This window comes from Mucilaginibacter kameinonensis, assembly GCF_003675385.1.
In the GTDB taxonomy this organism is placed as follows: Bacteria; Bacteroidota; Bacteroidia; order Sphingobacteriales; family Sphingobacteriaceae; genus Mucilaginibacter; species Mucilaginibacter kameinonensis.
Genome location: NZ_RCWZ01000005.1, coordinates 437,703 through 451,214, shown reverse-complemented (window position 1 = coordinate 451,214; position 13,512 = coordinate 437,703). Strand labels below are relative to the sequence as shown.

Sequence of the window (13,512 nt, the reverse complement as noted above, 5' to 3'; positions counted from 1 at the left end):
ATTAAAATTGAACAGATGCGCCAAATGTGAAAGTTCTGTTTTGCGGATAACCTGCAAAGCCATACCAGGCATCGGGCCTGTAGTTGATGTCCTGCCTTTCCGGGTCAGCCCCTTGTTTTAATGGGGTAAACAGGGCAAGGTTATCAACCGAACCAAAAACACGAAGCGTTTTTACGCCTTTGATCATGTTTTGCGGAAAGGTATAACCCACCTGCACATTCTTGATCCGCATGAAGCTTGCCGCATAAAGGTGATAAGTTGATTGTACACTGGTGATTTTAGGATAGCCGTAAAAGCCCATATAAATTTTAGGCATTGTGGTTGATGGATTTTGCGGAGTCCAGCGGTTTAGCCAATCGGTAGTTGGCATAGCACCTTGTGCAAAAGGATCAACGCCCCATTTGTACAGGTAAAGCTTATTGCCGTACGAGCCATAAAGCTGAACGCTCGCGTCAAAATTACCCCATGTAGCGCCCATGGTATAAGAATACTCAAACTTAGGGTACTGACCGGGGATAATGCTGCGATCATTAGCATCTACCTTACCATCGCCATTGATATCCTTGTACCTGATGTCGCCAGGAGTAGGCACACCGCCAAGGCTTGACTGATCGGGCGCGCTGTTGATCTCGGCCTGGCTTTGGAAAATACCCTGCATGGTATACAGGTAAAACGAGTTGATAGGGTATCCGTTCTGCATAATAGTTTGCTGATCCGGGCCGCCAACTTCAGGAGCTCCAAAAGAAAGTACCTTGTTACGATATAACTGGAAGTTGGCAGTAGCGTAATAGCTGAACTTTTCGGACGGGCGATCCTGGTAATGCAGGCTAAACTCAATACCCTTATTGCTTACCGCGCCATTGTTTACCGTAGGCGCGTTTACACCTAAAGCTAACGGCACCTGCGAATTCCTTAGGATGTCGTAAGTGTATTTATTAAACCAGTCGAAGGTGAACGTAAGTTTATTGTTTAAAGCAACGAGATCAAGACCGATATCTGTCATGCGGGTTGATTCCCAGGTAAGTGCAGGGTCGATGAGCTGATTAGCCTGGAAACCATTGGATATGGTACCGTTGAAAGCATATACACTTTGTACCAATGTGGGTTGATAAGGATAATTGCCGATGTTTTGGTTACCAAGCCTTCCCCATGATCCCCTGATCTTCAGATCGTTTAACCATGATACATCTTTTAAGAAGTTTTCCTTTGAGATCCTCCATCCGGCAGAGAACGATTCGTATAAACCCCATCGACTATTGCTTGGCAGGCGCGAAGTACCGTCATAGCGCATGCTGGCGCCTAAAAGGTATTTATCATCATAGTTGTAGTTGGCGTTACCATAAAACGAGCTGATAGCCCATTGTCCTGATGTACCGTTGTTCTTTAGGCCATTTAATGACCCTGCATCTATTTCTTCCAAATCATTTGTTGGATAATTGGTGCGGAAGGCGCCGAGATTACTGAAGTGATCAACTTCCTGCTGCGCGCCACCTAATATAGTAAGGTCATGCTTGCCAAACAGCTTATGAAAGTTCAACTGGCTATAAATGGTTGAATGCGATTCATCCTGCTCTGTCGCGGTAAGTCCTGGTGTACCCACATCGGCGTTACGATAGTATGACAGGTCACTATATAGGTATTGAGGAATAACAGGAGCAAAGGTTTTATACTTTTGAAGGTTGAAGCTTACGCCGGCACGGTTTTCCCATTTTAAGGCATCAAAGATTTGTACATCAAGCGAGATATTGCCCTGACCATAATAGTTAGGATTATGGGTTAATATAGTAGACGACAACACCGGGTTTTTATTGCCAAGTTCCTTATCATAAGCTTTGGTGATCCATAAGCCATCCTGTGTTTGAGCCGGGTATAGCGGCGATTGGGCAAGCGTTGAAATATAAAGGTCTGTCGCATTATCAAACGGGTAACTACGATCGCCATAGCGGAACTGGAAATTGGTTCCTAATGTTACGCGTTTATTAACCTTTGAGTTTAAACCCACATCAAGCGTGTACTTTTTATAATCGAAACCACGCATAGTTCCGGGTTGATTGGTCAAACCTAAACCGATACTGTAAGTAGTATTGTCATTACCGCCACCCAGGTTAAGGTAATGGTTTTGCACAGTAGCTGTCCTGAACATATCCTTTAGCCAATCGTGATTTGGATATTTGACCCGGTCGGTAGCATTTTTATACAGGTCGATTTGTGCCTGGGTATAAATAGGCGCGTTACCTGAATTTGCTTCAGCTTCGTTTAACAATTCCATATAGGTAGCAGAATTGGTGATCAGTTTGGGAAGCCGTGTGGGTGTAGCAAACCCGATATTGTAATTATAGCTTAATGCAAGACCACCGGAGCCTTTGCCTTTTTTGGTTTTAATCACCAATACACCATTTGCTCCACGCGAACCATAAATAGTTGCTGCCGCAGCATCTTTAAGGACAGTTGCCGATTCGATGTCATTAGGGTTAATAACGCCAAGATCGCCTGGGATACCATCCACTATTACTAATGGATTATTACTGGCGGCACTAAATGTACCCAAACCGCGAATCCGTAACTGTACGTTTTCGTTGCCCGGCTCTGCCGAGTTTTGTATCACCGAGAGGCCCGGTAATTGCCCCTGCAAAAGCGATGTAGGGTCAGTCGCGACCCGTTTAGTCATTTCTTCGCCTTTTACGGATACGATGGCACTGGTTAAGGTATGTTTGCTTTGCGTGCTATAACCGGTAACAACCACTTCGGTAAGAGCCTTTTTATCTTCAACAAGGGTAACATTAATATCGGTTTTATTGCCAACTGATATTTCCTGTTTTACGAAACCTACGAAGCTGAAAATTAATACAGCATTGCCATCGGGAACATTGATGCTATAAGAACCATCGCTTTTACTGGTGGTACCCGTAGTGGTACCCTTTATCTGTATGTTGACTCCCGGTATCGGCAAGCCCTTTTCATCAACAGTTTTACCTTTTACGGGAATAGCCACTGGAGCTTCGGGCTCGGGCCTTATTTTTATAGTTATTGTCTTTTTGTTGATGAGGTACATCAGCGGCAAATCAGCAAAAAGCTTATCCAGCGCTTTATCAATACTGGTGTTTTTGATTGAGAGTGATACTGGAGCCGTATTTTTCAGAAGGTCGGCGCTGTAAATAAAATCGTAACCGCTTTGTTGCTGTAAATTAAAAAGCACATCTTCAAGCGGCACTCGTTTTACGTCTACGCTTACCTTCTGCGCGTAAGTAGTGGCACTCACCTGCATTATGACCAGCATAATCAGGGCACACGATAATTTCATAATCCGGATAATTTTGAGCAGGGCATAGTGATGCCGCCTGAACTTTGATTCAGTAAATATTTTATACATTTGAATGTTAGGTTTTAATTAATAATTGGTTGTCGCTCAATTGATCGTTGATTACCTGGCACTACACCGGAGGCGGGCCAACGCCTCCGGTCTTTTACCTGATAATCGTAAGTACTTGTTAATTCATTACGATTATCCTCCTTTCTTCAATTTTAAAGTGTATTAATCCAGTTAATTCAAGCCCCTTCAATAATTCATTGATATCTTTATTCATGGAGTATATACCACCGAAGGTTTTGCGTGTAATATTGCCTTGGTATTCAACCTCAACATCGTACCAGCGTGAGATCTTTCTCATGATGCTCTGGATATCATCGTCCCTGAAAATAAAATAACCAGTTTTCCAGGCAATAACCTGGTTTACATTTACCGTTTTAGTGGTAATCTGTTGATCGGGCCCGGCAATACCCTGCTGGCCCGGTATCAACAATGTGGATGTTTTATTATTAGATAGGCTTACCGAACCTTCAAGCAAAGTTGCTTTGATGTCTTTTTCATCTTCGTACGCTGTAACATTAAAATGAGTACCCAGCACTTTCACGTCAGCACCATTGGCATGCACAATAAAAGGAAGATGTTTATTTTTAGTTACCTCAAAATAGGCTTCCCCCGTTAGGGTTACGCTTCTGTCAGCCCCGGTAAATGCCACGGGATATGATAAAGACGATGATGAATTAAGCCAAACCATCGTACCATCGGGTAGCTGAATGGAGTATTTTCCGCCCCTTGGTACTGTTACCACATTTTTTGCCGGTTCGCCAGCAGGCTGTGCAGAGCCATCATTGCTGTAAGCTATGAGTCCGTTGGTCAGCTTTTTAACCGATGTCTTGCCCGATTTGGCTAAAACACCATTCTTGGCATCGTCCAACGTTATGTTTGATCCGTTGGCCAGCGTGAGGATAGCAGTATTTCTGCCGGGCTTTATTGGTTTAACATGTGGCTTGCTGGCCGCAATATTATTTTGCGGCTGTTTGGCCTGAAAAATAAAGATGGCTGAAACCAGCAGGATAACCGCAGCTGCAGCCGCCCAACCCCACATCCTGCGATAGTTTCTGTTTTGAGCTTTAGGATTTAATGTTGCACGGATGCGCGCATATATTGCCGAACGTTTCTGCCTGTTTTCAGTATTAAGAGGTAAGTTGCTTTCAGTTTCATGAAACCTGAAGTCATCCTCAAATTCCATAAGGCGTTTTTCCTCCTCAGGGGTACATTGGCCGGCATTAAACTTTTCGTACAGTTTGATGTATTCTTCGGTTGTCATTATTGGTTAGGCCGTATGAGATTGAGGCCGTTGTATATATAGTGTGCTTCTGAAAACGCTAACACACATACTTTAGAAAAAAAAGTATCAATTTAAATTTATGTAACAGCTGCGGTTACAAATCGCAAATAATTTTTATTTTTAACGCACCAATCATGACCAATAAACTTACTGACAACGAATTATGGGAGGCTGTTGTCTCAGATAGTTCCAGGGCTTTTGTAGTCCTGTACAATAGGTATTGGCATAAACTTTATCAAACGGCCAAAAAGTATTTGAAGGATGATACCGCTGCCGAGGAGATTGTTCACGATGTTTTTGTGGCACTGTGGCAAAAAAGACATAGCTCAAAGATTATTGATTTTCAGAAGTATATACTGGTGACCGCAAGGTATCACGTATACAAACAGCTTCGGGCAATAGCTGCTGAAAAGGTTGAATTTTATGAGCAAATACCGGAACAACCTGCACTTGCTTTAGTTAGTGAGGCCGATGTTAAGCTTGGATATGAAGACCTGCAAACCGAGTTAACTAACGTACTTAAACAATTGCCGCGCCGCTGCCAGGAAATTTTTTGGCTTAGCCGGGTAGAGAACCTGAGCAACGACGAAATAGCGGACAGACTGAATATTTCCAAGCGTACGGTAGAAAACCAGATTACCATCGCGCTGAAGTTCCTGAGATCGTTGTACCCTCACTTCAGTGGCGCAGCGGTATCCCTTCTTTTTATTTTTATCCTGTAGGCAACTAAACCACATTTTTATTTTGTGAAAGCTGTGTGTAAATGTTATGACATCTACACTATATATTAGTAACCTGATATATACCATGAGAAACTTAACAGCAAAATACTTGTTGCTTTCGGGCTTGTTAATGATATGCCATTTGTTAAAAGCTCAGGATAAGCCTGTTGAATATTTGGCATTATCGGCCAGGCATATTTCTCCTGGTCATAAAACCTATTACATCGACCCTGTTAAGGGTAATGACAACAATGCAGGCCTTACCGCTACAAAACCATGGAAAACGTTTAATGGCGTTAATAAGCTTATTTTATCGGCAGGGGACAATGTAAAAGTATTGGCACCCGGTCAATTTCACGAAACACTGTCAATTGTAGCGCGTGGAACAAAAGAGAATCCGGTTACCATCACTTTCGCTACCGGTAAATATGATTTTTTTCCTGACGGCGCTTTCAAAACACAGCTTCAGATCTCCAATACCAATGATGTTCCGTATGGATTAAAAGCAATTGCACTCATGGTTGATAGCAGTCGGTTTATAAATATAACAGGCAATAACTCACTGATTAATTTAAGGGGAAAAATGATCGAAACCTTTATTGATCATAGTAACAATATCAGGTTGAGTGGGTTGAATTTCGATTATCACCGGCCAACGGTCTCAGAATTCAAGATCAAGGCGTTAACGGAAAACCATGCGGATGCAATAGTTAATGCCGAATCAGAATATAGTATTAAGGATAGCACATTAACCTGGATAGGCGAGGGCTGGCGTTATCAGCCCGATTCATACTGGCAGCAATATGATCCCGCAACACGCATGCTGGAAAGGCTGGATATCCCGCAGCAAAACCTGAAATATGCCGCTCTGAATGCACACCAGATCCGGATATTTTTTAAACAGAACCCCGGTTTTAAAAAAGGAATGGTATATCAAAACCGCAATGTTACGCGTGATTGTGCCGGCTTATTTATACAAAAAAGCGCCAATATTAATTTAGATCATATCCGTATTTACTTTATGCATGGCATGGGTGTGGTAAGTCAGTTTAGTAAAGATTTAAATTTTAATCACGTTATAGTGAAAGCCAGAGATGGCCGTACCTGTGCCGCATGGGCGGATATTTTGCACTTTTCGGGCTGTAGCGGTAAAATAGAGATTGCTAATTCATACCTGTCGGGAGCCAATGATGATGCCATTAATGTACACGGCACTTTTTTAAAAATAACAGAAAAGCTTTCGTCAACACAGGTTAAAGTTAAGTTCATGCACGATCAAACTTATGGCTTCGACGCTTTTTCGACCGGTGACAGCATTGGCCTTGTACATCCGGCAAGTTTGCTTACTTATCAGAGTAATAAATTGACCAATGTCAAAAAATTGAACAATAAAGAGTTTCTGCTAACCCTGAGTAAGCCATTACCGGCCGCCATGGAAACCGGTGATGTAGTTGAAAATATTACGGCCACGCCCGAAGTTTGGATTCATAATAACATGATTGAAAAAATCCCGACAAGGGGAATCCTGGTAACCACAAGAAAAAAAGTACTTATTGAAAATAATATAGTTAACCGAACTCATAATAGTGCCATCATGATTAATGATGATGCTTCAAGCTGGTACGAATCTGGCGCGGTGAAGGACGTTACCATCAGGTACAATACCTTTTTTGAGTGTGGTGGGCCTGTGATTGGTTTATTGCCGGAAAATAAGGTAACATCACCGAAGCCTGTTCATACTGGTATTAAAATTATCGAGAATAAAGCCACATTGAAAGGTACCCACTTTTTTGATGCTTCAAGTACCGGTGGAATAACAATTATTGGTAATCAGATAACTTCATCCGGCAATATTAAAGACATCAATAAGTTGATAAGTTTAAAGGATTGTAAGGACGTTAAAATCAATAACAACCGGGTCACAAATCGATAACATCTTATCGCAAAGAAGTTCCTATTTGAAAGCAAGTGCAGAATAAATTACGCCTCCAAATCTTGAGGGCATTTCTGCCAACTTATCTACTCTATATCCCAACAGACTAAATTCGTGATTTAGTTTTTGATAGGATATAGGATACGGAACCCATGGATTGGCTTTAGTGGCATCATATTCTACAATCAGGAACCTGGGATTACCTTTAAAAGTATGTTCTAACTGGTTGATCAATTTCGTCTTGCTGGCTACAAAATGAAAAGAGTTTGCCATCAGGATAGTATCTAACGGGCTGACAACTATTGGTTCATCTACAAAATTAGCTTTAATAAAATCTATTTTGATGCCATCACTAAGGGCCGGTAAACGTTGGTTGTTTTTGTCGATAGCAGTAATGCGACTTTTCGGAGGAAGGAGGCTTGCGAGGGCAATGGTAAACGTACCGCTACCGCAGCCCAGATCGGCCCAATGCTGAGGAAGATCGCTTGTTATGCCTTTTTGAATCAGCGCTATGGCTTCAGCTTGTTGCATGCAACTAAAATTCGTCGGCAGTTGAACGGCTATCGATGTATGGCGAACTGAAGAAACTTGCGATTGATAGCTTATGATCAATAAGAAAAGTCCACTCCGAGGTTTGATCTTTTTTGTAGGTTACAACATCTTCGCAGCCAAAGGAGTAATTGACATCCAATACGATACGAAAACTTCCATGGCCTGCCTGTTGATCAAATTTGATCCGGTCAAAATTTAAACGGAGTACCTCGGGCGACCCCTCTGGTCTGAACTCACGCTCAAGCGCATATTTAAGCTGTTCGTAATTTGCTGAAAAAGGCTCAAATAAAACATTCAGGAACTTTAATAAGCTCGCAGGTTCATCCCTTAGCTCTTCAAGCTGCCCGTTAAGAAGTTTAAATTGTAAGCTGTTCATCATTGATACAAAATTAAAAACAAAAAATTGATTAAATCAAGTAAGAAATGCGGTAGCTTTTCTTCAGTTTTTGTCAAATCAAAAACTACAAATCAAATATCAAATAAGTGCTGTTAAATAAAACGTAATTAAGATAGATTTGAATTACCCATAGTTTATTTACCTTTTAAAATGTACAGACTTTTCACCATCTGGTTTATCGGCCTTTTATGTTTTCAGTTTGTGTCCCAGGCACAGGTGAGCAAATTAAAAATGGGCTTTCTTAATCCGCCCGATAGCGCAAAACCAGGTGTATATTGGTATTTTATGGATGGAAATATGTCGGCGAAATCAATTACGGCCGATCTCGAATCCATGAGAAAAGCAGGCATTAGCAATCTTATCTTTTTAGAGGTAAACGTTGGCATCCCGCGCGGTTCCGTTGATTTTTTAAGCGAAGAGTGGCAAAATATGTTTGCTCACGCGGTAAAGGAAGCCAAACGCCTGGGTATTGAAATAACCCTTGGCGTAGGACCTGGGTGGACTGGTAGCGGTGGCCCCTGGGTACCCGTATCGCAATCCATGCAGCATTTGGTAAGCGATACAGTTAACATTACAGGCGGAACAGCGCAACAAATAAAATTGCCTGTTCCGCAACCAAAAGCCCCGTATTTTGGCGAAGGTGCATTTACACCTGAATTAAAAAAGCAATGGAATGATTTTTACGAGGACGTTGCCGTAATAGCTTATCCAACACCGGCTGCAACCCCCGGCCAAAATAACTGATATAGATGAAAAAGCCTTGTATTACCGCGCTCCTTATTCATCAGTAAAAGGTGTAAAACAATATCTTCCATATATGACCACATATCCGGAAGCGGCCAAGAATGCTGTAATCGACAAAAGTAAGATCATTGATTTAACAGATAAGCTCCGTGCAGATGGCTCACTTGATTGGAACGCTCCAAACGGAAATTGGACAATTATGCGTTTCGGTAAACGGAACAACGGCGCTATCACGCGTCCGGCACCTGTACCCGGCCTTGGCTTTGAAGCCGACAAATTTGACACTGTGGCGTTGCATGCGCATCTGGAAAATTACATTGGTAAACTCCTGCATAAAACCGGAAAGCCTGATGCTGCTTTACAAGGAGGTTTAAAAAGACTGCCTATAGACAGCTGGGAAATGGGTGCACAAAATTGGACGGGAAATTTCAGGGCCGAATTTATAAAAAGAAGAGGTTATGATCCTTTACCTTATTACCCGGTTTATGCGGGCAATATAGTTGAAAGTAATGAAGTAAGCGAACGTTTTTTGTGGGACCTGCGGCAAACCGCGCAGGAACTGGTTTTGGAAAATCATGCTGGTTACGTGAAACGCTATGCACATAAACTCGGGCTTAAATTATCAATCGAACCTTATGATATGAACCCGACGGCAGATCTTGAATTGGGTAATATCGCGGATGTGCCAATGTGCGAGTTTTGGAGCAAGGGATATGGCTTTAACTCATCGTTCAGCTGCACAGAAGCTACTTCTATAGGGCATGTAAATGGAAAATCATTAATTCCAGCCGAGGCTTTTACAGCTCAGGATGATATGTGGAAACAATACCCTGGGTCGATGAAAAATCAGGGGGACTGGGCTTTTGCTACCGGCATTAACCGTTTTGTTTACCATACTTTTCAAAACCAGTTTCTGGCAGATTCCTTGAAGCCGGGTGCCACCATGGGGCCTTACGGCGTGCATTGGGACAGAAACCAAACCTGGTGGCCCATGGTAAGCGGATATCATGACTATGTATCGCGCTGCCAATATCTGCTGCAGCAGGGAAGGGCAGTGGCCGATGTACTCTATCTTACTCCCGAAGGTTCTCCGCACGTATTCAGGCCGCCATCATCAGCAATGGATGGAGATGTGGTAATTCCTGACAGAAAAGGTTATAATTTTGATGGCTGTTCGCCAGGTCAACTGTATAAGGCTACTGTCCGAAAAGGACAGATTATGTTTCCGGGAGGTGCAAGTTATAGGTTACTTGTTTTACCGGCTGTGAAAACCATGACGCCGGCGCTGTTGCAAAAAATTACCAAATTGGTAAATGAAGGTGCGGTGGTTGTTGGTTCGCCTCCTTTAAAATCTCCGGGCCTTTCCAACTATCCTACGTGTGATGAACAACTTACGGGTATGGCCAAAAAACTGTGGGGTACTTTGCAGGAACAAGATCACCAGACCGAACATCGTTTTGGAAAAGGAATAGTTATATGGGGAGGTGATTTGAATAAAAATATTGACGATCTCTACCCGGCATATGACCTTACTGCCAGCATTCTGGAGAAAATGAATATTCAACAGGATTTCACTGCCAACGGGCAATTGAGATATACTCATCGTGTTGTTGGCGATGATGATGTATATTTTGTATCTAACAGAACTGATCAGCAGGTTGCTACCACTGCAACATTCCGAAGTACTAACAGCACTATACAACTTTGGGACCCTATGACAGCTAAGCTTAGGGTACTTCCTGACTACTCAAGAAATGGTGAACTGATTACCGTGCCGTTGAAATTTGAGCCATTCCAAAGTTATTTTTTAGTGTTCTCCAAAGCTGTTTCTGCTATAGCAAACCATAAAAATTTTGCCGAATACAAGACGATAAAAGCGTTAAGCGGACCGTGGCAGGTAAGTTTCGATCCTAAATGGGGAGGGCCTAAATCTGTAAAGTTTGACAAGCTAAAAGATTGGACCAAGCGTCCGGAAGATGGCATCAAATACTATTCGGGTATCGCGCTGTATCGTAAAACCTTTGAGTTGTCTGCAAGCATATCTCAGCAAAAAAACAAAAAGATCAGCCTTGATCTGGGCGAAGTAAATAATATGGCAAGGGTAAAGGTAAATGGAAAGATTGTAGGCATATTATGGACTGCACCCTGGCGCATCGACATTAGCGCCGCTGATTTAAAAAGATATAACCAATTGGAAATAGAAGTGGCAAACCTCTGGCCTAACAGGTTAATTGGCGACGAAAAACTACCTGACGACGGGATTCAGAACGATAATACATGGCCAGAATGGTTAATAAAGGACACGCGCAGGAAAAGCAAACGGTTTACATTTACTACTCATAAATTCTACACAAAAGACGCTCCATTATTAAAATCGGGTTTAATTGGCCCGGTTACCCTTCAGCAAAGCGACTTCTGATAATTAAATAAAATGCGCTCGTTAGCATTGATACTCTTCTTTCAAATCTGAGAGCGCTTGAGAACCGTTTTTATGTATTTAATTGTTTTTATTACATTAATTATAGATGTAATCGATTGCTTTTTATGTATTCCATTCTAAACGGGTGTTATTTTATAAGCGTAAGTTTTTGACTTCGTTTACTCTATAGACGTACATTGATCGAGGGCAAAAAGTAACTAAGTTGATCCACCAGCTGCTTCCGTTTTTTATAAAAATGAGATTTCTAATAATTTTTTAATAATTGTTGTTTTGACAATAAAAGTTTTTACATTTAGCTTTCTTTAGATAGCCCAACCTATTTAGTTATAAACCGATTAAGACCAATTCATGGAAATTTTGAACGATTCTCAACTTATTGAGCAATTAAAGGCAGGGGACAAGGAGGCCTTTGAAGCAGTATTTAAAAAATACTACAAGTTGCTTAATATATCAGCCTTTTACATTTTGCAGGATGAAATCGAAGCTGAAGACACTGTTCAGGGTTTTTTTGTTGATCTTTGGGAAAAGCAATTATTTACCAATATCAATTCGTCATTAAAAGCCTATTTAACTACAGCAATACGTAACCGTTGCCTGAAAAAAGTTGAAAGCGAAACACGCACGCAAAAGAAATTGGCTGACTATAAATATACGCTTACTGAGGTAGAGGAGGAAGAAACGCCTGCACCCGAAATTTATCCTGAGAAAATGCTGGCTGATCTGTCAATACAGCGGATGCAGGCTTTTACCCTGGTGCACTATGAAAATAAAAAATATAAGGATGCAGCCCTTGAAATGGGAATCAGCATAAATTCATTGAAAACTCACTTGAAACTGGCCATAAAAACTTTAAAAGAGGGGTTAAAAAGTGCCAAATAAGTTCACCCATTTATCCATAATGAGGTCTTACAAATAATGACATACAATAAAGCGTATTTTCAGGAACTAATAATTGAGCAAATAGCGGGCACGATAGACGAGGAAGAAAGCCATTTGCTTAACGAGGCTATACAAAATGATCCCCAGGTTAAACAGCTTTGGGATGAAATGCAGCGGAAGTTATCTTCAGATAAAGCTCAAAACTTTTTTGATAACATAGATGAAAACAAAGCCTGGGATAAAATTGAGCTCGAAATAAAACAAGTTAGGCCTATCAATACCCGTCGCATACAGATCACAAAATGGCTGTCTATGGCTGCTTTGTTATGTATTGCTTTTACTGCCGGGTATTACTGGCGAAAAATGCCCGTTAATGAGACCGTTGCTGCAAAAAAGCATAACAAAGCTCCAGCCATCGAACTCCGGATGGCTAACGGACAACATATCGATCTTTCGGATACAAGCAAAAAGATGATCAATGTACCTTTCGCGCATTTAAAGAAAGGCGCTAACGGGCTAAGTTATCAGCTTGATAACAATAAAACGGCTGAATGGAGTACGCTTGTTATTCCTTCAAAATTAAATTACCGGATAGTACTATCAGATGGTACCGAAGTTTGGTTAAATTCGGTATCAAGCCTGCGCTTTCCTTTTGCATTTTCAGGTAAAACGAGGGAGGTATATTTAACCGGCGAAGCCTTTTTTAAAGTAGCTAAAAACGCCGCCCGACCATTCATTGTACATACAGACCAAACTGATGTAAGGGTTTTAGGTACCGAGTTTAATGTAAACACTTATCAGACCGATAAAACAGTGACTTCATTGGTGGAGGGTTCGGTATCAACAAGCGGCCAGGATAAGCGAAAAATGCTTTTAAAGCCGGGTTATCAGGCTGTTTACACACCGGCCTTGGGGTTTACCTCGCAAACGTTTGATCCCGCGATTGAACTGGCCTGGATGAATGATATCTATTATTTCCACGATACTAAACTTCATGATATAAGCGATGTACTGCTTCGATGGTTTGATGTCAAAGTTGTTTTTGATGATCCGGCCAAAGCCGATGAAGCATTTAGCGGTGCTATTCAAAAGAATAAATCGGTTGATGTTTTCATTCAAAATATCAAGGCATCTGCAGGTGTCAACGCCGTTTTGAGGGAAGGAGTTTTGCACATCAGATAGTGTAACATACT

At 41.6% G+C, this 13,512-nt stretch carries 9 protein-coding genes and 1 pseudogene; 6 read left to right on the top strand and 4 right to left on the bottom strand.

The features are described 5' to 3' along the window. Position 1: 1 nt before the first annotated feature. Together EAH55_RS25005 and EAH55_RS25000 are read right to left on the bottom strand one after the other, a co-directional pair. Positions 2 to 3,301 carry a TonB-dependent receptor gene (locus EAH55_RS25005; protein WP_162997028.1) on the bottom strand — a complete coding sequence of 1,100 codons (3,300 nt, stop codon included), beginning with the start codon at positions 3,299 to 3,301 and terminating at the stop codon, positions 2 to 4. Positions 3,302 to 3,488: 187 nt separating this feature from the next. After that, a complete protein-coding gene (locus EAH55_RS25000; protein ID WP_121812054.1) occupies positions 3,489 to 4,631 on the bottom strand; it encodes a FecR family protein in 1,143 nt (380 codons plus the stop codon). A 155-nt stretch (positions 4,632 to 4,786) separates the two neighbouring features. Between EAH55_RS25000 and EAH55_RS24995 the strand changes: the two genes are divergently transcribed. After that, positions 4,787 to 5,374, top strand: a complete 588-nt coding sequence (locus tag EAH55_RS24995) for an RNA polymerase sigma-70 factor (RefSeq protein ID WP_121812053.1) — start codon at positions 4,787 to 4,789, stop codon at positions 5,372 to 5,374. An 85-nt stretch (positions 5,375 to 5,459) separates the two neighbouring features. Continuing rightward, entirely contained in the window at positions 5,460 to 7,307 is a 1,848-nt protein-coding gene (locus EAH55_RS24990) for a right-handed parallel beta-helix repeat-containing protein (RefSeq protein ID WP_162997027.1), read from the top strand. Between the two features lie 21 nt (positions 7,308 to 7,328). Here the strand turns inward: EAH55_RS24990 and EAH55_RS24985 are convergent, their stop codons facing one another. Together EAH55_RS24985 and EAH55_RS24980 are read right to left on the bottom strand one after the other, a co-directional pair. Then, positions 7,329 to 7,838, bottom strand: a complete 510-nt coding sequence (locus EAH55_RS24985; protein ID WP_121812051.1) for a class I SAM-dependent methyltransferase — start codon at positions 7,836 to 7,838, stop codon at positions 7,329 to 7,331. Between the two features lie 4 nt (positions 7,839 to 7,842). Then, positions 7,843 to 8,238: a hypothetical protein gene (locus EAH55_RS24980; RefSeq protein ID WP_162997026.1), complete on the bottom strand. Its 396-nt coding sequence runs from the start codon at positions 8,236 to 8,238 to the stop codon at positions 7,843 to 7,845. A 168-nt stretch (positions 8,239 to 8,406) separates the two neighbouring features. Between EAH55_RS24980 and EAH55_RS24975 the strand changes: the two are divergent. From EAH55_RS24975 to EAH55_RS24965, 4 genes and pseudogenes are all read left to right on the top strand, one after another. Continuing rightward, positions 8,407 to 10,672, top strand: a pseudogene (locus EAH55_RS24975) (glycosyl hydrolase); the annotation flags it as partial. Between the two features lie 42 nt (positions 10,673 to 10,714). Then, positions 10,715 to 11,419, top strand: coding sequence for a glycosylhydrolase-like jelly roll fold domain-containing protein (locus tag EAH55_RS31570; RefSeq protein WP_394339805.1), 705 nt, complete (start codon positions 10,715 to 10,717; stop codon positions 11,417 to 11,419). 369 nt (positions 11,420 to 11,788) lie between these two features. After that, positions 11,789 to 12,319 carry an RNA polymerase sigma factor gene (locus EAH55_RS24970; protein WP_121812049.1) on the top strand — a complete coding sequence of 177 codons (531 nt, stop codon included), beginning with the start codon at positions 11,789 to 11,791 and terminating at the stop codon, positions 12,317 to 12,319. A 36-nt stretch (positions 12,320 to 12,355) separates the two neighbouring features. Then, positions 12,356 to 13,501, top strand: a complete 1,146-nt coding sequence (locus EAH55_RS24965; RefSeq protein ID WP_121812048.1) for a FecR family protein — start codon at positions 12,356 to 12,358, stop codon at positions 13,499 to 13,501. Positions 13,502 to 13,512 lie beyond the last annotated feature (11 nt).

Coding starts and splice junctions, on each gene's coding strand:
- EAH55_RS25005 (WP_162997028.1), bottom strand. CDS start 3,301: ATGAAATTATCGTGTGCCCTGATTATGCTGGTCATAATGCAGGTGAGT.
- EAH55_RS24995 (WP_121812053.1), top strand. CDS start 4,787: ATGACCAATAAACTTACTGACAACGAATTATGGGAGGCTGTTGTCTCA.
- EAH55_RS24990 (WP_162997027.1), top strand. CDS start 5,460: ATGAGAAACTTAACAGCAAAATACTTGTTGCTTTCGGGCTTGTTAATG.
- EAH55_RS24970 (WP_121812049.1), top strand. CDS start 11,789: ATGGAAATTTTGAACGATTCTCAACTTATTGAGCAATTAAAGGCAGGG.
- EAH55_RS25000 (WP_121812054.1), bottom strand. CDS start 4,631: ATGACAACCGAAGAATACATCAAACTGTACGAAAAGTTTAATGCCGGC.
- EAH55_RS24980 (WP_162997026.1), bottom strand. CDS start 8,238: ATGATGAACAGCTTACAATTTAAACTTCTTAACGGGCAGCTTGAAGAG.
- EAH55_RS24985 (WP_121812051.1), bottom strand. CDS start 7,838: ATGCAACAAGCTGAAGCCATAGCGCTGATTCAAAAAGGCATAACAAGC.
- EAH55_RS31570 (WP_394339805.1), top strand. CDS start 10,715: ATGACAGCTAAGCTTAGGGTACTTCCTGACTACTCAAGAAATGGTGAA.
- EAH55_RS24965 (WP_121812048.1), top strand. CDS start 12,356: ATGACATACAATAAAGCGTATTTTCAGGAACTAATAATTGAGCAAATA.